The sequence below is a fragment of the Streptomyces sp. NPDC019531 genome (assembly GCF_044903305.1).
Taxonomy (GTDB): Bacteria; Actinomycetota; Actinomycetes; order Streptomycetales; family Streptomycetaceae; genus Streptomyces.
Map to the genome: position 1 here is coordinate 12,557 of NZ_JBJDQL010000023.1, position 21,924 is coordinate 34,480.

Here is a 21,924-nt window from a genome sequence, read left to right on the forward strand (position 1 = left end):
GGGAGCACACAGCATAGGCGGGCCGGTCCTGGGGAGACGGCGGCACCGGGGCCCCGGAACTCGACACATGGGCAGGTCAGCCCGCTCGGACCGCCCGGACGCGGCTGGTGACCAACTCGCCGTGCGTGACGACGGCTGTCTCCGCGGCACCTCCCACCCGCCCCGGCAGATGAACCGGCGCCTCGGGATGCAAGGGCAGCACTCGCAGTCGCAGTCCCTCGGCCCGCAGGGTTTCCGCGGGCAACCGGTCCAGGCCGATGTCCCAGACCCGCCCCGCACCGAACTGGTCGGCCACCAGCGTGTCTCCCACATACGCCCGCCCGACGTCCCCGCTCCAGTGCAGACGCAGCAGCGTCCCGGGCGGCAGCGGGTCCGGCACCGTGACGTGGTACTCGGCGGCCACGGTGTCGAAGTACTTGTCGGCAGGCGCGCTCGCCCGGCCCTGGACACCGGTGACGGTCTCCGGGGCGGGCCCGGCGGCCCGGACGAGGGTGACTGCTGCAGCGGAATCCCCGGCGGTCAGCGCCGCCGGCACCGCGTACCGGGTGAACACCCCGTCCGGGACCGCCTCCGCCGTCACCCCGTCCACCACAGGTGCCCGCTCCGGCGCGGGCAGCACGGCGAACGACGTCGCCGTCCCCGCACCGTGCAGCCGTACCTCGTCCCGGTCGAAGACCACACCGTCACCGCTCAGCACCAGCCGCTCGGCGCCCCACGCCTCGCCCCGGTAGGCGGTACGGGCCGTCGCCGCGTCCAGCACCAGCAGTCCGACCCGACCGCCGTCGGCGGTGTCCACCTCCACGAGCGCGTCGGTGCCGGGGCGCAGCCCGGTCACCAGCAGTCGGTCCCCGACCGGCGCGACCTCACCGGTCGGGGTGTGCACGGCCGCGACCGTGGCCGCGTCCAGAGCGAGTTCGGGCGCGATGCCGTCCGTCGCGGCCAGCACCAGGACCGTACGGCCCTCGGCGTCGACCGTGCACACCGGCTGCGCGGTGGCCCACTCCAGCCGCAGACCGGCCACGTCGAGACGCAGCGGCCAGCAGAAGTACGCCCCGGTGGGGACCGTGACCGGGGTGCTGGGCAGGTTCAAGGCTCCGCCGCCGTGCGGGAGTTCGACCGTGAAGGAGGTCCCGGGGTGCTCCGGCAGCGGCTCGTGCGGCTGGTGGTTGTTGACGAAGAGGAAGCCCGAGTCGCCGTCACTGCGCACCGCCCAGCGCAGGGTGTCCCGGTCGGACTGCCCGTCCGGTCGCTGCTCGGGAAGCGCGCACTCCATGGGGGCGACGAGATGCCCGAAGTCCGCCAACAGCAGGTGCTGGAGCCGGAGTTCATGGTAGGTGCGCCGGTACTGGCCGTACTCGCCGAGCGGCGCCTGGAAGTCGTACGTCAGGACGGGCATGTCGTTGGGATAGCCGGTGGCGTGCGACTCCTGGAGGGTGCTGAGCTCACCCGCGGGGTTCGTGCCGCCGTGGAACATGTAGAAGCCCTGCCACACTGAGCCGCAGCCGATCTTGGTGAGGCCGAGCGCGCCGATGTCGTCGGGGTCGACATAGGGCCTGCGGTGGTACGACACCGCCATACCGCCGCCCAACTCGCAGGTGGCCCACGGGAATCGGTCCGCGAAGGCGTCCGGTTCGCTGCCGCGTACGGTCACGGGCCGCAGGTCGGAGCCGATGCCCTCGTCGTCCCGCTGGTGAGTGAAGAAGAAGTGCTTGCGGCAGGTGTCGGGCCAGCCGCCGTCGGCTTCGGTCCAGAAGGTCTCGGTGTAGCCGCCGTAGAGAGGAAGCAGTTCGTTCGGCGGGAGCTGGACGCCGCCCCACGCGGTCGAGGTCCATAGGGGTGCGCTGAGTCCGGCTTCCTGGGCCATTCGCTTCAACGTCAGCAGATGGCCTGGCTGGTCGTAGAGCTCGTTCTCGATCTGGACCGCCACGATCGGGCCCCCGTGGGCCCGGTCGAGACCGCCCAATTGCTCGGCGATCGCCGTGAACCAGGGGCGGACGGCCGCCAGGTACGCCGGATCGTCGGTGCGGGGTGTGCAGTCGAGGGCCAGGACCCAGTCGGGCAGCCCGCCGCCCCGGACCTCCGCGTGGGACCAGGGGCCGATGCGCGGGATGAAGTCCAGGCCGTGGCGGGCGCACAACTCGGCGAAGCGGCGCAGGTCGCGGTCGCCGTCGAAGCGGACGCGGCCCTCGATCTCCTCGTGGTGGATCCAGATGATGTAGCTGGCGATCGCAGTGACCCCGCCCGCCTTCATCTTCAGCAACTCCTCCTCCCACTCTCCGACGGGGTAGCGGGAGTAGTGGAACTCACCCGAGACCGGGAACCAGGGACGGCCGCCACGGGTGAGCCAGCGGCTGGTGACCTCGATCGGGTCGGGCACCCCAGGGGCGTCCGCGAAGGGCAGATGTCCGGTCAGCGGAGGCCCCGCGGGGGAGGGGACGCGCAGGTGGTGCGGATGGGGCATCAGTCGGTCTCCGGTCCGAGATCGGGCGTGTCGGTGAGCTGGGCGCGGGTGCAGGTGGTGGCGTGCAGCTCCAGCAGCACCAGTTCGTTGGCGCCGGGGCGCAGGACGGGCGCGGGGACGTACAGCGTGTGCTGCGGGCCCCGGTTCCAGTAGCGGCCGAGATGGAAGCCGTTGACCCAGGCCTGGCCCTTGGTCCAGCCGGGCAGGGCGAGGAACGTGTCGGCCGGGGTGTCCACCTCGAAGGTGCCCCGGTGGAAGGCGGGCACGGCGTCCGTGTGCGCCTCGGACGGCCCGAACGGCACGGTGGCGAGGTCGTCCAGGGGCACTGCCCGGCACTCCCAGCCGCGCAGTTCGGTGCCCTGGAAGGACACCGGTCCGTGCAGCCCCTTGGGCGCACCGATACGCGGCCCGTAGTTGACCCCGCCCATGTTCTCCACGAGGACTTCGAGGACGGTACCTGTGTGCGGCACTCGCACGGGCAGTGTCTCGTCGTGCCGCTCCCGCTCCAGTACGCCGACGCAGGCGCCGTCGACGAAGACCTGGGCGCGGTCGCCGACCCCGCCGGGGAAGTGCAGGAGACCGTCCCCCGAGCCGGGAAGCGTGGTGCGGTAGAGCGCGTAACCCGTGTGCCTGCCCAGCGTGTTCATCGTCAGCGGGTTCTCGGTGCTCACCGAGGAAAGCCCGCGTACGTACGGCAGCAGGGGCGCCCGATGGTCCAAGTCGACGTCCGTCACCGGGAGTTTGGGCGCGGGCGCCGGTGCCGGCTCCTCGGGGGCGGCCGTGTGACGGGCGATGACCTCACGGAACGCGTGGTACTTGGGGCCGGGGTCGCCGCTCTCGGTGAGCGGGGCGTCGTAGTCGTAGGACGTGACGGTGGGCTCGTAGGCGTGCTTGTGGTTGGCACCGTTGGTGAAGCCGAAGTTGGTGCCGCCGTGGAACAAGTAGATGTTGACCGAGGCGCCCGCGGACAGCAGCCGGTCCAGGTCGGCCGCGGCGTCGGCGGCCGGGCGCACATGGTGCGGGCCGCCCCAGTGGTCGAACCAGCCGACCCAGAACTCCGAGCACATCAGCGGCCCTTCGGGCTGGTGGGCGCGGAGCGCGGCCAGGTTCTCCTCGACCCGGCTGCCGAAGGTGACCGTGGCGAGCGTGCCGGGGAGGCTGCCGGCCGCCAGATGCTCGGCGTTGGCTTGGTCGCAGGTGTACAGCAGCTCCTCGACGCCCCGGTCCCGCAGCGACTGGTGGACGTGCTTGAGGTACGCGGTGTCGTCGCCGTACGCCCCGTACTCGTTCTCGACCTGTACGGCGATCACCGGACCGCCGTGCGCGGCCATGAACGGCCTGAGCGCGGGCAGGAGTTGATCGAGGTAGCCGTCGAAGGCCTCGGTGAAGCGCGGGTCGCTGCTGCGCAGCCGGATGCCGGGATCCGAGAGCAGCCAGGCGGGCAGACCGCCGTCGTCCCACTCGGCGCAGATGAACGGCCCGGGACGCAACAGGACGTTGAGACCCTCGTCCTGAGCCAGCCGCAGCCAGCGCGGCAGGTCGAGGATGCCGTCCAGGACGAGCGTGCCCGGCTCCGGCTCGTGGAGGTTCCACGGCAGGTAGGTCTCGATGGTGTTGAGGCCCATCAGCCGGGCCTTGTGCAGCCGGTCGGTCCACTGGTCGGGATGGATACGGAAGTAGTGCATGGCCCCGGAGATGATCCGGAACGGCTCGCCGTGCAGGAGGAAACCGTCGGAGGACGTCGTCAGAGCGGGCATGCGGGGCATCCCTTCGAGTCAGCGGGAGTTCAGAGGCTTTCGGGTGCTGCGGACGAGCCAGAGCGTGCAGGCCAGACACAGTGCCGAGACACCACTCAGCAGAAGCGGAACGGCCCGGATCCCGGACCACTCGATGGCCTTGCCCAGTGCCGGTCCCGCCGCCACACCGCCGACCATCGAGGCGGCGATGACCAGGGCACCGGCCCGGCGGGCGCCGGGGGCGGACCGGTGCAGCCAGGGCAGGCCGGTGGGGAAGATCGGCGCGATGAACAGACCGACACCGGCGTACGCGTAGGGCGCCAACTCCCGTACGGACGCCAGCAGAAGACAGGCCGTCATACCCGCGCAGGACACGGTGACGATGGTCTGGGCAGAGAACCGCAGCGCGAGCGGGGCGACCAGGAAGCGGCCCACGGTCATCATCAGCCAGTAGACGGAGGTGGCGGTCGCGGCCACCCCGGCGCCGTATCCCACGGTCTCCAGATGGGTGGGCTCCCAGCCGCCGACGCCCGCCTCGATGCCCACGTGCAGGACGTAGAGCGCGACGAACACGGAGAGCACCGTGGCCAGACTGCGACCGAGGGCTCCCGGGGAATCGGACGCGGTGTCCGACGGCTGCGGCGCCCGGTCCTGCACGCCCTTCAGGCACAGCAGCAACGGCAGGCTGGCCAGGGCGAATCCGAGGAAGACCGCCGGATAGCGCCCGGAACCCACCGCGCCGATCAGCGCCGGGCCGAGGATCGCGCCGACGCCGAAGTGCGCGTTGAGGATGTTCAGCATCGCCGTGGAACGGTGACCGAAGCCGACCGCGAACAGCTGGTTCAGGCCGTAGTCGATGCCGCCGAAGCCGAGACCGGCGAGCAGCGATGCGGTGAGGGCCGTCGGCCAGTTCGGCGCGAGCGCGAAACCCACCGCGCCGACCGCCATCAGCAGGTACGAGGTGCCCAGGAGCCGTCGGTTGCCGATCCGGCCGTAGAGCCGGTCGAACAACAGCACACCGGCCACCCCGCCGACGAAGTGCGCGCTCAGTCCGAGCCCGGCCCCGGAGGGGGACAGGCCGAACTCCTTGCGGAACGCGGGGATCGCCGGACCGTACAGGGCTTGGAGCGCGCCGATGAGGACGAAGCCTACGCACGAGGCGACCACTGCGGCCGGGCTGAAGACCGGAGTGTCAGAGGGCGCCATCGTGGAGGACATGGACATTGATGTTACCGGTAACATTCTACGCGTCAAGATCCCTGGACGAACAGGGAAAGTCGAGAGTGATTGGACTGGTGGTCCAGAGATTGGATTGCTAGTCTGGATGGACTGGTGGAGGAAGGGAGGGGCGATGGATGCCGAGCGGGACGCGATCCTTGCCGCGCTCACCCCGGTCGTCGACGGGATCGCGGCGACCTTCGGTCCGGTGTGCGAGGTGGTGCTCCACGACTACCGCAATCCGGAGAAGTCGGTGACGGCCATCGCCGGCTCGGTCACCGGACGCTCCGTGGGCGGGGCCATGAGCCAGATCGGCATGCGCATGGTCGCCCGGGGAGACGAGGCGGCCGACGAGCTGAACTACGTCACCCGCACCGACGCCGGGAAACTGGTCAAGTCCTCCACGATGCTGCTCCGCGATTCCTCGGGAGCGGTCTTCGGAGCCCTGTGTGTCAACGTCGACGTCAGCGCGGCGAGCGAGGCCCACGCTCTGCTGGGAGCGCTGGCCGGGATCGGCGCGGCCGGCGCCGAACCTCCCGTCACCACCTTCGGTGACGACATCGACTCCGTCGTCGACGTCATGCTCGACACCCACCGGCACCAGTCGTGGGCGCTGCTCGACCGCACCGGGCGCCTGGACCTGTTCCGGAGCCTGGACGAACGGGGCGTGTTCGCTGTGCGCCGGGCCATCGAACAGGTGGCAGGACGCCTCGGCATCTCGCGGGCCTCCGCGTACAGCTATCTGTCCCAGTCCCGAAAGCAGGCGAACAACGGAGGGCACCCGTGACGACCACCACCCCACCGGTCACTCTCGACGACGTCCTGGACGCCGCCGCCCGCCTCAAGGGCGTCGCGCACCGCACCCCGGTCGTGCGCTCGCGGACCCTCGACGCGCTGGTCGGCGCCGAGGTCTTCCTCAAGTGCGAGAACTTCCAGCGCGTCGGCGCGTTCAAGTTCCGCGGCGCCTACAACGCGGCCTCCCGGCTGACCCCGGACCAGCTCGCCCGGGGCATCGCCGCCTTCTCCTCCGGGAACCACGCCCAGGCCGTGGCCCTGGCAGCCCGTGAACTCGGCACCACCGCGGTGATCGTCATGCCCGAGGACGCCCCGCGCTCCAAGAGGCTGGCCACCGAGGGCTACGGCGCCGAGATCGTCACATACGACCGCTACACCGGCGACCGCGAAGCCATCGCCGAGGCGTTGGCCGCCGAGCGGGGCCTGGCGCTCATCCCGCCGTACGAACACCCGCACGTGATGGCGGGGCAGGGCACAGCGGCCCTCGAACTGCTGGAGGAGACAGGCGAGTTGGGCGCTCTGCTCGCACCTGTCGGCGGCGGCGGACTGATGGCGGGGAGCGCGACCGCCGCCAAGGGGCGGTACCGGGACATCCGCATGATCGGCGTGGAGCCTGAGGCCGGCGACGACACCAAGCGGTCGCTTGAGGCGGGGCGGCGGGTCAATATCCCGGTGCCGAAGACCATCGCCGACGGTCAGGCCCTGCATGTGCCCGGAGAGCTGACCTTCTCCGTGAACCGGCGGCTCGTCGACGAGATCGTGCTGGTCTCCGACGCCGAGATCCGTGACGCCATGCGGTTCGCGTTCGAGCGCCTGAAGATAGTCGTCGAGCCGAGCGGTGCGACTCCGCTGGCCGCTCTGCTGAGTCGGCGGGTGCATGGCCTCCCGGACCGGGTGGGGGTGATTGTCTCCGGCGGCAATGTCGATGCGGAGCGATTCGCGCGGCTCTGCGCGGCCGAGGACTGACACTGGCTGCGCTCCGGGGCGAGGACCGACACCGACGGCTTCGAGGGGGGGGCTGGGGCTGATCACGCGGGGCTTTGTGGGCGACGGGTCTGAGCGTGCCTGGCATTGCGGGGGTGTGGTCTGGACGCCCCTGACTCTGTGCGGGTCGGGTCTGAGCGCGCCCTGGCATTGCGAGGGTCGGTTCTGGACGCGTCCGGCATTGCGGGGGCCGGTTCTGGACGCGCCCGACTTTGCGCGGGCCGGGTCCGACACCGTCACTCGAATGGCAGGCCCGACTGGACGGGCGGACGATGGAGTGGTGGGGCGCGGCCCCCGCCGGTGCCGCCCAGGAAGGGCGCAAGACGGAGACCGGCCCCGGCCGTATCGACACGGCCGGAAGGGAGAACCGTCATGTTTGAGGTGAAGACGCTCGACAAGCCGGACGAGCGCCGGGACTTCCCCAAGGGGCATCTCGAAGCGGTCCACATGACCGGACTGGACTTCGCCGTGGGCACCTTCGAGCCCGGCTGGCGCTGGTCGGAGTCCGTGGCCCCCATCGCGGGGACCACGAGCTGCCAGGTCCACCACAACGGCTATGTGGTCCAGGGCCGCATGCACATCGTCATGGATGGCGGCGGCGAGGGCGAAGTAGGCCCCGGTGACATCTTCGTGGTGGCACCCGGGCACGACGCCTGGGTCGTCGGCGACGAACAGTGTGTGGTCTACGACTTCGAGGGAGGCATGGCGAGGGATTACGCGAAGGGCAAGTGAGCCGCGGTCGCGCCCGTCCTGGACCGTCAGCTCTCACACCATCAGGTCACACACCACCACGTCTCACACCGTGACGACGATTTTCGCGCGCGCGTGTTCCACCTCCAGATGCCGCAGGGCCTCGGCCGCCTCGCTGAGGAGATACGTCCGCTCGACGGCGGGGGCGATCTTTCCTGCTTCTGTGAGTTCGCGCAGCGCCGCCAGGTTCTCCTTGCTCGCCTTCGCCGGAAGCTGGAGCAGGCGTTGCCGGACGAAGGGGGAGACCAGCTGGCTGCGGACCATGAGCCGTATCGGGCCCAGGACGCTGCCGCCGTCGAACACGCCCCCGCCGGACAGGACCACCGTGCCGGCGGGGGCCGTCGCGCGCCGCAGATCGCGCAGTGAACGGTTTCCGACCAGATCCAGTACGACGTCGTAGCGGCGTCCGGCGCGGGCGAAGTCCTCCCGGGTGTAGTCGACGATCTGGTCCGCGCCGAGCGACCCGACGAGCTCGACATTGCGTGCGCTGCACACAGCGGTCACCTCGGCGCCGTACGCCTTCGCGATCTGTACGGCGAAGGTGCCGACGCCGCCCGATGCCCCGTTGACCAGGAGGGACTGCCCGGCCTTGAGCCCGGCCAGGTCCCGCAGCCCGATGAGTGCGGTGTTCGCGGCCAGTGGTATCGCGGCCGCCTGTTCGAAGGTGAGGCCCGCGGGCTTGAGGTCCGTCTCGCTGTCCTTGGCGCACACGAACTCCGCGAACGTGCCGTCGGCCTCGCCGTACACCTCGTCGCCGGGACGCAGCCCCTTGACCTCGGGGCCGACCGCCTCGACGCGGCCCGCGAAGTCCCGGCCCCGGATCCGCACCTTCGGCGCGCGCAGCCCGAAGGCCAGCCGGGCCATCTTCGGATCGCCGCGCAGGTAGTGCCAGTCATAGGCGTTCACCGAAGCCGCGTGCACCCGCACCAGCACCTCTCCGGCGGCCGGCACCGGCTGGTCGACCTCCCTCAACTCCAGTGTGTCCACCGAGCCGTAGCCGTCCTGGACGACTGCCTTCATGGGACCCCCTCCGTCTTTTCGGAGCGTAGGGAAGAGGCACCGCCTTGCCATCGGAAACCGATCGGTTTACTCTCTGGTCGTAGGTAAACCGATCGGTTTCTCGACGTTCTCGGAGACTCGCATGACCACCATCGAAGGTTCCGTCGCCCTGGTCACCGGCGGCAGCCGCGGCATCGGCCGGGCACTGGTGACCGCCCTGTACGAGCGCGGCGCGAAGAAGGTGTACGCCACCGCCCGCGACCCGCGGACCGTCACGCACCCCGACGCCGTCCCGCTGGCCCTTGAGGTGAGCGACCCGGCCTCCGTCTCGTCCGCCGCCGAGCTGGCCCAGGACGTGACCCTGCTGATCAACAACGCGGGCGCGTCGGTGAACGCGAGCTTCCTGGACGCCCCTGTCGACGACGTCCGCCGGGAGTTCGAGACCAACTTCTACGGCCCGCTCCTCGTCACCCGCGCCTTCGTCCCGGTGATCGAGCGCAACGGCGGCGGCCACATCCTGAACGTCCACTCGGTACTCTCCTGGCTCGGCGTCGCCGGCTCCTACAGCGCCTCCAAGGCCGCCCTGTGGTCCCAGACCAACTCCCTGCGCCTGGACCTGCGGCCGCGCGGCATCGAGGTCACCGGCCTGCACGTCGGATACGTCGACACGGACCTGACCGCGGGGATCGACGCCCCGAAGGTCACGCCGGAGAGCGTGGCGGCACAGGCCCTCGACGGCATCGAGTCCGGCGCCTTCGAGGTGCTCGCCGACGACCTGACCCGTCAGGTGAAGGCCGGACTCGCCGCCGATCTCGGGGCGCTGTACCCGCAGTTGGCGGCCTGAGTCACCGGACGGCGCGCGGGGCGGTCCGCCGATGGATGCTTCCGCCCGGCGTGTACCAGCCGGCCTTCTTCCGGACGGCGGGGCTCGGGTCCCCGGCACGACAGGCCTCCAGGGCGGCAACGGCAACGCGGCGATCCGGACCCGGGCGTCGGGATCGTCGGCCATGGCGGTGAGCTCGCTCATGGACTCGGTGTCGGCCAATCGGAGCAGCTCGTGGTAGGCCGCGACGGCTCGCTGCGGGTCGCCCAGGCAGGAGACGAGAGCTTCGTTGTCGGTCCTGACGAATCCGAGCATGACCTCGGTGTCGAACCGCGACGAACGGCCCCGCAAAGGGATGTCGGTGGCCTCGGTCAGATCGGCAGCAACCGTCCCACCAGCGCGCTGAGTTGCCGGACGTTGCGGCATTCGTGCATCTCCACCAGCTCCGCGTACTCGTACGCCGCCGAGTCGCCGGTGCCCCACTGGGGCCGCGCCTCCGGGTTCAACCAGTAGACGCGGCGCGCCCGTTCGGCGATCTCCCGTACGGCGGACAGGTTCGGGTCGCTCATGTTGGTGCGGGCGTCACCGAGGACGAGCACCGTCGTACGCGGGCTCAGTGCGTCACCGTACAGCGACGCGAACTCGCCCAGGGCGACGCCGTAGTCGCTGCTGCCGTGCCAGCCCGTGAGCGTGGCCTCGGTCCGGATGCGGGCGCCGAGCCCCTCCGGGTCGGCGGCGCCGTGTTCGAGGAGCCAGGTGACCTCGTCGAGCCGGTTGACGAAGGCGAACACCCGCACCTTGCCGAACTGGTCGTGCAACGCCTGCACCAGCAGCATCGTGAAGTCCGAGAACCCCGACACCGAGCCCGACACATCGCACAGCAGCACCAGTTCGGGACGGGCCGGCCGGCGACGCCGCAGCACCGGCTTCATGGGCACCCCGCCCGTCGACAGGGAACCGCGCAGAGTCCGCCGTAGATCGATACTGCCCCGTGCGGCACGACGGCGACGGGCCGCGAGCCGGGTGGCGAGTTTGCGGGCCAACGGCTGGACCATGCGCCGCAGTTCGGCCAGCCGGTCCTTGCCCGCGAACAGGAAGTCGACCCGGTCGGTCGTCGGGGCCACCGCCCGCCGCGCGATCTCGTCCGTGCCCCGCCGCTCGGCGACCCGCCGCCGCGCCTCCGCCGCCACCAGCGCGCGGAACGCCTCGATGCGCCGCCGGATCTCGTCCTCCAGCAGCCGGTCGGTGAACCCGGACATGCCCTGCTGCCCTCGCACATCGTCCCGGACGCGCGCGAGGAGGGTCTGCGGGCGCAGCCGGTCGAGCGTCTGGTACGACGACCAGCCGTCCGAGGAGGGGGAGTTGCCGTATCCGCCGAACCCGTCGACGGCCTCCGCCGCGAGGCGGGCCATCAGGGTCTCGTCGTTCGCGGCGAGGGCCTTGGCGAGCCGCTCGCGCAGGTCCTCCCGGTCCGCGGGCCCGGAGCCGGGCGCGCCGACGCCCCGTGGGAAGTACAGGTCGAAGACCGGGTCGAACACCTTGCGTTGGGCCGGGCCGTGCAGCAGCGTCGCCGCCAGGCCCTCCCGCAGCCGCTCGCGGTCCGCGAACCCCAACGCCTCGACCGCCTGCGCCGCGTCCACCGTCTCGCCGGTCCCGATGCGCACCCCGTGTGCGCGCAGGGCGCCGACCAGGGAGGTCAGTCGCTCGGCGGTGCTCACACCGCGTCCAGGTCGAGCTTGGCCCCGGCCTTGAGGATGTCGTCCTGGTGCTTGAGCAGTACGCCCAGGCTGTCCCGTACGACCGTCTCGTCGAGGTGGTCCGCGCCGAGCGCTAGGAGCGTGCGTGCCCAGTCGATGGTCTCCGCGACCGACGGCACCTTGCGCAGGTCCATCGCCCGCAGTGCTCCGACGACCCGGACCACGGACTTGGCCAGCGCCTCGTCCAGACCCGGCACCTTCAGCCGTACGATCCGCCGCTCCAGCTCCTCCTCCGGGAACCCGATGTGCAGGAAGAGACAACGGCGGCGCAGGGCCTCCGACAGCTCGCGGCTCGCGTTGGAGGTCAGCACCACGAAGGGGCGGCGGGACGCGGTGATCGTGCCCAGTTCGGGAACCGTGACCTGGAAGTCGCTGAGCACCTCCAGGAGCAGGCCCTCGACCTCGACGTCCGCCTTGTCGGTCTCGTCGATCAGCAGGACCTTCGCCTCGTCGCCGCGGATCGCCGTCAGCAGGGGCCGGGAGAGCAGGAACTCCTCGCTGAAGATGTCCGTGCGTGCCTCGTCCCAGGACTCGTCCCGGCCGGCGCTGATCCGCAGCAGCTGCTTGGCGTGGTTCCACTCGTACAGCGCCCGGGACTCGTCCACGCCCTCGTAGCACTGCAGCCGCACCAGCCGTGCCCCGGCGACCTCGGCCACCGCCTTGGCCAGCTCGGTCTTGCCGACCCCGGCGGGGCCCTCCACCAGGAGCGGCTTGCCGAGCCGGTCGGCGAGGAAGACGGTCGTGGCGACGGCGGGCGAGGCGAGGTAGCCGGTCTCGGCGAGGCGGGCGGAGACGTCGTCGACGGATGTGAACAGCAACGGAGCCTCCAGCACGGGTGCGAACTAGCGTCCAGGCAACTATCTAAGCGCTTGTTCATCCTTCCTGTCACGTGATTCCAGGACCGCAACGACTCGGGTATACCGATCGGTTTCCCCACCCGGACCTGCGGAGGTAACCTCGCTCGTATGGCCACGACAGACAAGGCGTCCCCCCGGGACAGGCTGCTCGACGCGGCGGCCGAGCTCTTCTACCACGACGGCGTCTCCATCGGCGTCGAGGCGCTGTGCAGGACGGCCGGCGTCTCGAAGCGCTCGATGTACCAGCTCTTCGCGAGCAAGGACGAGCTCCTCGCGGCCAGCCTGGAACGCCGAGCTCCCGGCTACTCGGCCCAGCTCACCCCCGGCCCGGACGAGGCCGGAACACCGCGCGAACGCATCCTGTACGTCTTCGACCGGGCGGAGAAGCTCTCGGCCGCGCCCGAGTACGAGGGCTGTCCCTTTCTGGCCGCGCTGGTCGAGCTGAAGAACCCCGACCACCCTGCGAGCCGGGTCGCCCGCGAGGCCAAGGGACGACTTCAGGAGGCGTTCCGCGTCCAGGCGGAGATCGGCGGGGCCAGCGAACCCGCCATCCTCGCACGCCAGTTGATGCTCGTCTTTGACGGGGCCAGCGCCCGCGCCGGCGCTCGGATCGAGACGCTGGACGGGCTGACCACGGCGACCGTGGCGGCACTGCTGGACGCGGCGGGAATGGAATGACGAGAGGGCAGCCACTCATGCGAGGGGCAGCCACTCCTGAGTGACTGCCCCGGGCCGGCTCCTCCTAGGCGGCCAGCCTCACCGCCTCCACCGCCGGAGCGCGCAGCACCCGGCGGGCCGTGGCCAGACTCGTCCCGACCGTCGCCGCCGCCGCGATCGACCTTGACCAGCCGCAGCGCCTCGGCGGCGTGTCCCGTGTCGCGCGTACGTCGTGAGCCTGTGGGAAACATCGTCGTCCCCCTTCGTCCGGCACTCCGTGTGCCTCGCTGAAAAAGCTACGGAGACGGCGGCCGCGGCACATTGGGCGCAGAACCCGTCTTGAGGGGTGTGCTCAGTGACACCCATCGGCGGATACGACAGGGTGATCGCCATGACCGACGGAATAGCCTGGCTCGCCGAGCCCCAGTCCATCGCATACGGCGGCTACAGCGTTGTGATCGCCCCCGACGTCGAATCGGAGTCACTGGCGAGACGGATCGTCGAGACCGCCCGCAGACCGTACCGGCCCCGCCCCATCGGGGAGTTGACCGGCCGTCAGGTGCAGGACCTGCTGGAAGGCCTCTACGGAGAGGTTCGCGACGGCATCGCGCTGCGCCACGGCGAACTCGACGAATGGTCATACGTCATCAAGTACGGCGGCTGGCAGGGCGAGTTCGGAACCGGAGGACGGCCGGTCGACCGTGGCGGGCTGCACGTCCACCACCTGGAGTACGACGAGGAGAACGGCAGGCCGGTGCCTCCGCGCTTCGACTACCGCCACGACGAGAACCTGGTGTGCGAGTTCAACCTGTATCTGGACGGCAGTTGGGCGCACGGCAGCCCCGAGGGCGACCCGGCGGTGGCCTCCGCAGTCCAGGAGCGGCTCACCGCCGCCGGACTGCCCGACGACGACCTGGACCGGCGTACCGTGCACCGGGCCTGCCTTGACGTCCTCCAGGAGCACTTCGGCCTCACCCTACCCAGGCGGCCGATTCTGGAGGAGACGCTCCCCACGCTCCTGCTGACGGACCCGTGATCCTCGGATGGGTCACCACAACGCGCTGACGCCGAGACTCGCCGGGTGCAATGGACCCGTGCCCGTGCCCCCGGACGACGTGCGGCTCGCGGCGGCGACGAGTGCGTGCAACGGCCGTACTGCGAAACGGGGTTGAAGAAGACCTACGGCATCGACATCATCGCCGTCTATCCCAAGGGCGTCGGCACGACCCAGGCCAGGCGGGCCGTGCAGCGGCCAGGACCGGATGGTCATCACCACCACGACGGACGCCACCTTGGACGACTTCGGCCTGGTGCTGCTGGCCGACGACAGCATCTCCAGAACGCCGACTGCGTGGTCCCGGTCGTGAATCGCTCCCGCGCGGGGGCCGCGGGGGTCACCAAGGCGCTGGGTGGGCTCAACGACGTCCTGACCACGGCCGACCTGGTGTCGATGAACCAACAGGTGGACAGTTGGCGGCGGTTGGCTTCGGATGTGGCCCGCACCTATCTGGGGGGAAGGGCCTGCTGAAGTGACGTGGGGGCGTTGTCAGTGGGGCGCTGTACGTTTCGGGGCATGGGGATCTATCTGGTGAGCGTGGGTGCCGGGGAGTGGTTCGACGAGGACGAGGACGAAGGCGGCAAGGGCGCCCTCGCCTCGGCGCTCGGCGAGGAGCTGAGCCGGCGTGGTCTGCCGCCGTACGAGTCCGTGCCGGAGGCACAGGAGCGCGTGGTGCGCGGGGCGGGGCTGTCGTTCGAGGAGAAGCTGGTGCCTCCCATGGACGGGTTCGAGGCGCTGTGCCGGGCGCACCTGTCGCGGGAGGAGTACGAGGTGCTCTGCGGCTGGTCGGTCCTGGTGCCGATCTCCCTCGACGAGGAGATCTGGCTGCCGGTCGCCACCTCCTACACCGACACGACGATGGTGGCCGGCGCGCCTCAGGTGCTCGCCCTCGCCGAAGGCCTCGCGAGGGCCGTCGCGCTGCCGGTGGACGAGATACCGCAGACCTGCGACAACCTCGATCTGACCATGTGGTTCCTGGAGGGCCCGGCGAAGGACATAGCCGCCGCCCGGCCCGGACCGTGGAGCGAGAACCTGGACGCGGCCTTCTACGTGGCGCTGTACCTCCGTGCGGCCCAGCACTCCCTGCGCCGCGGCTGCCCGATCGTGTACTGCTGACGCGACGCCGCCGTGCCGTCGGTGACCGTTTGCGACCAGCCACCACGGTGCCGCCGCCGAATCACGGTCCGCTCACGCGTCCGCGACCGAGTCGAACGCCACCTCACCGCGCCCCACTCCCAGCCAGATCCAGCAGCTCGGCGGCCCGCGCCCGGGCCTTCGCCCGCTTCCAGCCCACCAGCGAGGGCACGGTCGCGGTGGTTTCGAGAATCGTGCGGTGCGGGAAGAGCCCCACCTGCTGGATGACGTACCCGATCCGCAGCCGCAGCCGCAGCCGCAGCCGTACCGGGTCGACCGTGGCGATGTCCTCTGCATTCACGAGGATCCAGCCGGTTCACCAACATCATGGTCGTCGTCCTGCCCGCAGCCCGACGGGCCCCCGAGCGGGACGAGCTCGCCCTCGGACACCTCGAAGCCCAGGTCGTCCACGGCCGTCGTACCGTCCGGATACCGCTTGGTGACCTGCTCGATCCGGATCATGCCCTCACGCTAACGGCGTGCCCCGTGCTGCGCTCCCCGGCAAGGTCCCGTCGGCTGGTGAAGGAGGAGTTCCGATTTTGAACGGTTTCAATCCATGGTGTCCGCCCAGACAGTGGACACCCGCTCCATTCGCCACTAGCTTCAACGGCCGACCGAGCTGAATCGATACAACTCCGAGCAGCCGAAGGGACAACGGCATGACCGACGGAGTCGACAGCACGAACGGCAGGGCGGTGCGCCGCAGGACGGTTCTGGGGACCGCTCTGGGCGTCGTGCCGGCGGCCATGGCGGGCGGGGTCGGGGGCGCGGGGTCGGCTTCGGCAGAGCCGGCCGCCGACCGTACGGCCGTCGAGGGCCTCACCGTGGAACACCGCACCAACCCGCTGGGCGTGGACGCGGCCCGCCCGAGATTCGGCTGGCGCACCGCGTCCCGGGTCCGCGGCCGGCACCAGACGGCCTACCGCATCCTCGTGGCGTCCATCCCCGACCGCCTCATCGACGGCCACGCGGACGTCTGGGACAGCGGCCGGGTCGACTCGGCGGACTCGGTGGCCGTCCGCTACGCGGGCCCCGAACTGCGCGCCTCGACGCGCTACCACTGGACGGTCCGGGTCTGGGACGAGAACGGCCGCGAGGTCCCCGGGGCCCCGACAGCCCGCTTCGAGACCGGCCTGCTCAGCACCGACGGCATCACCGGCTGGGACGGCGCCAAGTGGATCACCATGGCGGGCAAGGCCCCGAACAGCGCCGGTGCGCCCCTGCTCCGGAGGCGGACGGAGCTCACGCACGGACAGGTACGTGAGGCCCGGCTTTATGTCTCCGCGCTCGGTGTGTACGACGCCTACGTCAACGGCCGCCGCGTCAGCGTGCCTCAGGACGGCCGCACCACCCACGAGCTCCTCACCCCGGGCTGGACCAACTACGACACCACCGTCAGCTACTTCACCTACGACGTGACCGGTCTGCTGGCGGGGGAGCGGCAGGTCACGCTCGCGGCCGTGCTGGGCAACGGCTGGTTCAACAGCCGTGTCTCCGAGAACAGCGTCTACTACGCGGAGGACGGCAACCGCCTCGCCCTCAAGGCCAAGCTACTGATCCGCTACGAGGACGGTTCGACCCAGACCGTCGTGACCGCGCCCGGCGAGGACTGGAGGGCCACGGACACAGGCCCCCACCGAGCCGACGACATCTACGACGGCCAGACGTACGACGCCCGCAGGGAACTGCCCGGATGGACGGAGAACGGCTTCGCCGACTGCGAAGCCGCCGCCTGGACCGGCGTGGAGGAGCACGACTTCACCACCCGCTTCCCCGAGTCCCGACTGGTCGCCTACCCGGGCGAGTCGGCCCGCCTGATGCCCCACTGGGACCGCAGGCCCCAGTCGATCACCGTCTACACCGGCGGCACCGATTTCGTCCTCGACCCCTCCCGTACGGTCACCGATCCCACCTCGGCCGCGTCCGCCTCCGTCACCCTCCACCCCGGCGACACCGCCGTGATCGACCTCGGCCAGAACATGGTCGGCGTCCCCCGCTACACCCTTCGCGGTCCGGCCGGCGCCGAAGTCACCCTCAAGCCGGGGGAGACGCTCAACGACCAGAGCGCGGGCGCCGACGGCCCCGAGGGCTCCGTCTACCGGGCCAACCTCCGCACCGCCAAGGCCACCAGCACCTACATCCTCAAGGGCGACCCGAAGGGCGAGACCCACCAGGACTCCCTGACCTTCTACGGCTTCCGCTACCTCTCGGTCGCCACGACCGCCACCGTCACCCTCACCGACCTGACCGGCAAGGTGGCCACTTCCGCCGTCCACGACATCGGCACCGTCACCACGGACGACCCAGACGTCAACCAGCTGATCAGCAACGTCCGTTGGGGCCAGCGCGGCAACTACCTCTGGGTGCCCACCGACTGCCCCCAGCGCGACGAGCGCTGCGGATGGACCGGCGACACCCAGCTCTTCTCGAACACCGGCCTCTACAACGCCGACTCGGTGGCCTTCCTCAGCCACTTCCAGGACATCCTGATCGACTCGCAGCGCACTTACGGCGCCGACGGCGCCCAGTTCACCTGGATCGCGCCCGGAGCCCGCTACAACCAGCCCGTTCCGGCGAGCGGTTGGGCGGACTGCGGGGTCGTCGTCCCCTGGACCGTGTGGCAGATGAGCGGTGACACCACCATCGTCGACCGCAGCTGGGACGCGATGACGGCCTACATGGACTGGATCCACGCCCGCACCGGCGACACCTACGCGGGCCCGGGCGCGATCTTCGGCGACTGGCTGGCCTTCCAGGTCACCAGCACCCAGCTCGTCAGCGACGCCTACTACGCCTACAGCGCCCGCCTCATGGCCGACATGGCCCGCGCCACCGGCCGCACCGCCGACACCCGTGCCTACGACGAGCTCTTCTCCCACATCAAGCGGGCGTTCGTCACCAAGTACCTGAGTACCGAGAACGGCCGCCTGACGGTGCGTTCCAGCCTCGGCGACCCACCGCCGTACACCCCGGGCGGCAGCCCCACCCAGACCGAGGACGACAGTCAGACGGCTTTGCTGTGGGTCCTCAAACTCGGCCTGTACGACGGCGAGATCCAGCGGCGGGAGCTGGTCGAGCTCCTCGCCCAGAACATCGGCAACGACGCCGCCTACAAGGCCGCCCACCCCGACAGCACCCGCGTCGGATACGCCGAGAACACCCTCTCCGTCGGCTTCCTCGGCGTGAACGTCCTCGCCCCCGTCCTCACCGACGAGGGCCAGGTCGAGCTGGCGTACAAGGTGTTGCACCAGGACGCGATGCCGTCGTGGCTGTACTCGGTGAAGAACGGCGCGACGACGGTCTGGGAGCGCTGGAACTCGTACTCGAAGGAGGACGGCTTCGGCCCTGTCGAGATGAACTCGTTCAACCACTACTCCTATGGCGCGATCATGGAGTGGATGTACGAGAGCATGGCCGGCATCGCCAAGGACCCGGCCCACCCGGGCTTCAAGCACTTCTTCCTGCGACCCCACCTCGACCCGACCGGCAGGATCACCCGGGTCTCCGGCTCGCACCGGTCGCCGTACGGCGAGATCGTCAGCGAATGGGCGGTGCGGGAGAGCGAGTTCACGTACCGGGTCGCGGTCCCCGCCAACAGCACAGCGACTCTGCGTATCCCCACGACCGACCCCGGCTCCGTGCGTGAGAGCCGCACGCCCTTGTCGCGCGTCAAGGGGGTGAGGTACCTGGGCTTCGAGGAAGGTACCGCGTCCTTCGAACTTCCCTCGGGGCGTTACGAGTTGACCGCCACGCTCGCCTGAGTGTCCACCAGCACCACCTCCAGGGTGCGCGGCCCGTGCACCCCCTCGACCCGGTCCAGCTCGATGTCACTGGTCGCCGAAGGGCCGGAGATCCATGTCAACGGGCGTACCGGGTCAAGACGTTCGAGGGCCTGCGGCACCGAGGAGACGACCTGGTCCGGGACCCGTACGACACAGATGTGGTGGTCCGGGACCAGGGTGATCCGCCGACGGCCCTGGTCCGGGCCGCCGTCCAGCACGAGGGTGCCGGTCTCGGCGACGGCCACCGCGCACGCCGTGACCACACTGTCGATGCGGTCCAGCTCGTACGGGGTGCTCTCGGCCCGGTCCGGGACCTGCTCGGCGTCGACGTCCGCGAGCCACGACTGCTCCAGACCCGGCGGCACGAGGACCGTCTTCGAACCGCGGGCCGCCAGCATCCCGGCGAGCGTCGCGGGCAGATCGGCCGCCGTGCAGCGATGCACGATCGCCCGGTAGTCCGCGAGGTTCTCGGCCAGCAGCTCCACCGTCTCCTCGATGCTCCGGTCCCCGTGCTCCCGCAGATACGCGCGCTCGATCGGCGTGTCCTCGGCCGACGCGTCGGCCAACGCGCGCCGCACCCGGCCCAGGATCCGCTCCCTGCTGCTCACTTGCCGCCCTCCTTGCCACCGTTGGTGCGCTGCCACCAGTCGCGGAACGGTTCCGCGGGCACGGCCGGCAGATCCCGGGTACCGCTCCACGCCTTCCCGGGGCCCGGCAGGCTCCGCGGATGCAGACGCCGGGTCCGCGAGGCCAGCCGCTGCCCGGTGCGCAGGGCACCGGGGTGGGCGAACGCCCAGCGCGCCGCCCGCATGGCCGCCCGTTCGGCCGCGTGCCCCTTGGCCGGCTTGAGCACCACCTTGTTGCCCTCGCGGACCACCGGCCCGCCCTCCACGACCCGCTCCCGCAGATGGACCAGCACCTCGGGGATGTCGATGGCGACCGGGCAGACCTCGTAGCAGGCCCCGCACAGTGAGGAGGCGTACGGCAGGGAGGCGTCGATCTCGCTTGCCGTGCCACGGAGTTGGGGGCTGAGGATGGCGCCGATCGGCCCCGGGTAGACCGAGCCGTAGGCGTGGCCGCCGGCCCGCTCGTACACCGGGCAGACGTTCAGGCAGGCCGAGCAGCGGATGCAGCGCAGGGCCTGGCGGCCGACCTCGTCGGCGAGGGTGTCGGAGCGGCCGTTGTCGAGCAGGACCAGGTGGAAGGTCTGCGGACCGTCCTCGTCCGTCGTGCCGGTCCAGGTGGACGTGTACGGGTTCATGCGCTCGGCGGTCGACGAGCGGGGGAGCGTCTGGAGGAAGACCTCCAGGTCCTGCCAGGTCGGCACGATCTTCTCGATGCCGACGACCGAGATCAGCGTCTCGGGCAGGGTCAGACACATGCGTCCGTTGCCCTCGGACTCCACGACCACCAGGGTGCCGGTCTCGGCGACCATGAAGTTGGCGCCGGAGACGCCGACCTTGGCGCGCAGGAACTTCTCCCGCAGATGCAGCCGTGCGGCTTCCGCCAGTTCGGCGGGCGTGTCGGTGAGGCCCTCGGGTGCCGGGCGGCCCCACTCGCTCATCTCGCGCTCGAAGATGTCCCGGATCTCGCCCCGGTTGCGGTGGATCGCCGGGACGAGGATGTGCGAGGGCCTGTCCTTGCCCAACTGCACGATCAGCTCGGCGAGATCGGTCTCGTAGGCGCGGATCCCCTCGGCCTCCAGAGCCTCGTTGAGCCCGATCTCCTGCGTGGCCATCGACTTGACCTTGACGACCTCCGACTCGCCGGTCATCTTGACGAGTCGGGCCACGATCTCGTTGGCCTCGTCGGCGTCGGCCGCCCAGTGGACGGTGCCGCCCGCCGCCACGACCGACTCCTCCAACTGCACGAGATAGCCGTCGAGATGACGCAGCGTGTGGTCCTTGATCCGCTTGCCCGCCTCGCGCAGCTCCGCCCAGTCGGAGACCTCGGCGACGGCCTTCGCCCGCTTGGCGCGGATCGTGTGCGTGGCGTGCCGCAGATTCGCGCGCAGCGTCGGGTTGTTGACCGCCTCGTGCGCGGCCTTCGGGAAGGCCGGCATCCCTACGAACGTTCCGCTCATACGGCCGGTTCCTCCTCCGTGCTCGCCAGGATCTCCGCGATGTGCACCGGCCGCATGCGCGACTCCAGTCGGCCCATCGTGCCCCCGATGTGCATCAGACAGGAGTTGTCGGCCGCGCACAGCACCTCCGCACCCGTCGACTCGGCGTTGCGCACCTTGTCCGCGCCCATCGCCGCCGAGACATCGGCGTTCTTCAGGGCGAAGGTGCCACCGAAACCACAGCACTCGTCGGCACCCGGAAGCTCCTTCAGCTCAAGCCCCTTGACCGCCTGGAGCAGCCGCCGGGGCCGGTCGCCGAGCCCGAGCCCGCGCAGCCCGTGACAGGTCGGGTGGTACGTGACCGTGTGCGGGTAGTACGCCCCGACGTCCGTCACCCCCACCACGTCCACCAGGAACTCCGTCAGCTCGTACGTCTTCGGCACCACGGGCGCCAGGGTGGCCGCGAGGCTCTCCCCGCGCCCCTCGGCCCGGGCCCGCTCACCCATCCGCGGATACAGTTCCCGCACCATCGCCCCGCACGAACCGGACGGCGTCACGATCGCCTCGTAGTCCCGGAAGACATCGGAGAAATGCCGGGCCAGTGGCTCCGCCTCATGCCGATAGCCGGTGTTGTAGTGCGCCTGCCCGCAGCACGTCTGGGCCATCGGGAAGTCGACGTCGACGCCCAGCCTGGTCAGCAGTTTCACCACAGCGCGCCCGGTGTCCGGATAGAGCGTGTCGTTGACGCAGGTCAGGAACAGGGCGACACGCATCGCGGCTCCTTGTGGTCGATCATCGGATGAGTGATGGGGGCACCACCCACACGCGTTCAGCGTAGTGGGGGAGTAGTCC

The 21,924-nt window shown here is 70.5% G+C and carries 17 protein-coding genes and 2 pseudogenes; 9 read left to right on the top strand and 10 right to left on the bottom strand.

All coding sequences use genetic code 11. From position 1 onward, the window contains the following. Positions 1-76: 76 nt before the first annotated feature. Genes ACI2L1_RS24935 through ACI2L1_RS24945 form a run of 3 tightly spaced genes read right to left on the bottom strand, consistent with a single transcriptional unit; the run spans position 77 to position 5,415 of the window. Positions 77-2,461 carry a beta-galactosidase gene (locus tag ACI2L1_RS24935; RefSeq protein ID WP_404741569.1) on the bottom strand — a complete coding sequence of 795 codons (2,385 nt, stop codon included), beginning with the start codon at positions 2,459-2,461 and terminating at the stop codon, positions 77-79. Then, positions 2,461-4,218 (bottom strand): glycoside hydrolase family 35 protein, encoded by a 1,758-nt coding sequence (locus tag ACI2L1_RS24940; RefSeq protein WP_404741570.1) that lies wholly within the window; start codon positions 4,216-4,218, stop codon positions 2,461-2,463. Before ACI2L1_RS24940 ends, ACI2L1_RS24935 begins: the two co-directional genes overlap by 1 nt. A gap of 18 nt (positions 4,219-4,236) precedes the next feature. After that, positions 4,237-5,415: an MFS transporter gene (locus ACI2L1_RS24945; protein ID WP_404741571.1), complete on the bottom strand. Its 1,179-nt coding sequence runs from the start codon at positions 5,413-5,415 to the stop codon at positions 4,237-4,239. A 133-nt stretch (positions 5,416-5,548) separates the two neighbouring features. Between ACI2L1_RS24945 and ACI2L1_RS24950 the strand changes: the two genes are divergently transcribed. The 3 genes from ACI2L1_RS24950 (at position 5,549) to ACI2L1_RS24960 (ending at position 7,926) form a co-directional block, all read left to right on the top strand. Then, positions 5,549-6,202 carry a transcriptional regulator gene (locus ACI2L1_RS24950; protein ID WP_404741572.1) on the top strand — a complete coding sequence of 218 codons (654 nt, stop codon included), beginning with the start codon at positions 5,549-5,551 and terminating at the stop codon, positions 6,200-6,202. After that, positions 6,199-7,176, top strand: coding sequence for a threo-3-hydroxy-L-aspartate ammonia-lyase (locus ACI2L1_RS24955; RefSeq protein WP_404741573.1), 978 nt, complete (start codon positions 6,199-6,201; stop codon positions 7,174-7,176). Before ACI2L1_RS24950 ends, ACI2L1_RS24955 begins: the two co-directional genes overlap by 4 nt. A gap of 390 nt (positions 7,177-7,566) precedes the next feature. Continuing rightward, positions 7,567-7,926, top strand: a complete 360-nt coding sequence (locus ACI2L1_RS24960; protein ID WP_404741574.1) for a cupin domain-containing protein — start codon at positions 7,567-7,569, stop codon at positions 7,924-7,926. A 63-nt stretch (positions 7,927-7,989) separates the two neighbouring features. Here the strand turns inward: ACI2L1_RS24960 and ACI2L1_RS24965 are convergent, their stop codons facing one another. Then, positions 7,990-8,964: an NAD(P)-dependent alcohol dehydrogenase gene (locus tag ACI2L1_RS24965; protein ID WP_404741575.1), complete on the bottom strand. Its 975-nt coding sequence runs from the start codon at positions 8,962-8,964 to the stop codon at positions 7,990-7,992. 121 nt (positions 8,965-9,085) lie between these two features. On the opposite strand from ACI2L1_RS24965, the gene ACI2L1_RS24970 reads away from it, so the two are divergent. Continuing rightward, positions 9,086-9,787, top strand: coding sequence for an SDR family oxidoreductase (locus tag ACI2L1_RS24970; RefSeq protein ID WP_404741576.1), 702 nt, complete (start codon positions 9,086-9,088; stop codon positions 9,785-9,787). A 350-nt stretch (positions 9,788-10,137) separates the two neighbouring features. On the opposite strand, the gene ACI2L1_RS24975 is transcribed toward ACI2L1_RS24970, so the two are convergent. Next, entirely contained in the window at positions 10,138-11,484 is a 1,347-nt protein-coding gene (locus ACI2L1_RS24975; protein WP_404741577.1) for a VWA domain-containing protein, read from the bottom strand. After that, positions 11,481-12,338: an AAA family ATPase gene (locus tag ACI2L1_RS24980; protein WP_404741686.1), complete on the bottom strand. Its 858-nt coding sequence runs from the start codon at positions 12,336-12,338 to the stop codon at positions 11,481-11,483. Before ACI2L1_RS24980 ends, ACI2L1_RS24975 begins: the two co-directional genes overlap by 4 nt. A 150-nt stretch (positions 12,339-12,488) precedes the next feature. Here ACI2L1_RS24980 and ACI2L1_RS24985 point away from each other — a divergent pair, with 150 nt between their 5' ends. The 4 genes and pseudogenes from ACI2L1_RS24985 (at position 12,489) to ACI2L1_RS25000 (ending at position 15,210) form a co-directional block, all read left to right on the top strand. Further along, positions 12,489-13,058 (top strand): TetR/AcrR family transcriptional regulator, encoded by a 570-nt coding sequence (locus ACI2L1_RS24985; protein ID WP_404741578.1) that lies wholly within the window; start codon positions 12,489-12,491, stop codon positions 13,056-13,058. Positions 13,059-13,428: 370 nt separating this feature from the next. Then, positions 13,429-14,073: a hypothetical protein gene (locus ACI2L1_RS24990; protein WP_404741579.1), complete on the top strand. Its 645-nt coding sequence runs from the start codon at positions 13,429-13,431 to the stop codon at positions 14,071-14,073. 69 nt (positions 14,074-14,142) lie between these two features. Then, a pseudogene (locus tag ACI2L1_RS24995) lies at positions 14,143-14,570 on the top strand (glycine betaine ABC transporter substrate-binding protein); the annotation flags it as partial. Between the two features lie 40 nt (positions 14,571-14,610). Beyond that, a complete protein-coding gene (locus tag ACI2L1_RS25000) occupies positions 14,611-15,210 on the top strand; it encodes a hypothetical protein (protein ID WP_404741580.1) in 600 nt (199 codons plus the stop codon). 118 nt (positions 15,211-15,328) lie between these two features. Here ACI2L1_RS25000 and ACI2L1_RS25005 read toward each other — a convergent pair. Continuing rightward, positions 15,329-15,690: pseudogene (locus ACI2L1_RS25005) on the bottom strand (ATP-binding cassette domain-containing protein); the annotation flags it as partial. 197 nt (positions 15,691-15,887) lie between these two features. On the opposite strand from ACI2L1_RS25005, the gene ACI2L1_RS25010 reads away from it, so the two are divergent. Next, entirely contained in the window at positions 15,888-18,989 is a 3,102-nt protein-coding gene (locus ACI2L1_RS25010; RefSeq protein WP_404741581.1) for a family 78 glycoside hydrolase catalytic domain, read from the top strand. Here ACI2L1_RS25010 and ACI2L1_RS25015 read toward each other — a convergent pair. From ACI2L1_RS25015 to ACI2L1_RS25025, 3 genes are read right to left on the bottom strand one after another with little or no spacing between them, the layout of a single operon-like run. Beyond that, the gene (locus ACI2L1_RS25015) at positions 18,962-19,618 is read right to left on the bottom strand and encodes a lactate utilization protein C (RefSeq protein ID WP_404741582.1); all 657 of its coding nucleotides are present in this window, start codon (positions 19,616-19,618) and stop codon (positions 18,962-18,964) included. The two genes, ACI2L1_RS25010 and ACI2L1_RS25015, sit on opposite strands and share 28 nt — an antisense overlap. Continuing rightward, positions 19,615-21,093: a LutB/LldF family L-lactate oxidation iron-sulfur protein gene (locus ACI2L1_RS25020; protein WP_404741583.1), complete on the bottom strand. Its 1,479-nt coding sequence runs from the start codon at positions 21,091-21,093 to the stop codon at positions 19,615-19,617. Before ACI2L1_RS25020 ends, ACI2L1_RS25015 begins: the two co-directional genes overlap by 4 nt. Beyond that, positions 21,090-21,845 (bottom strand): (Fe-S)-binding protein, encoded by a 756-nt coding sequence (locus ACI2L1_RS25025; protein ID WP_404741584.1) that lies wholly within the window; start codon positions 21,843-21,845, stop codon positions 21,090-21,092. Before ACI2L1_RS25025 ends, ACI2L1_RS25020 begins: the two co-directional genes overlap by 4 nt. Positions 21,846-21,924 lie beyond the last annotated feature (79 nt).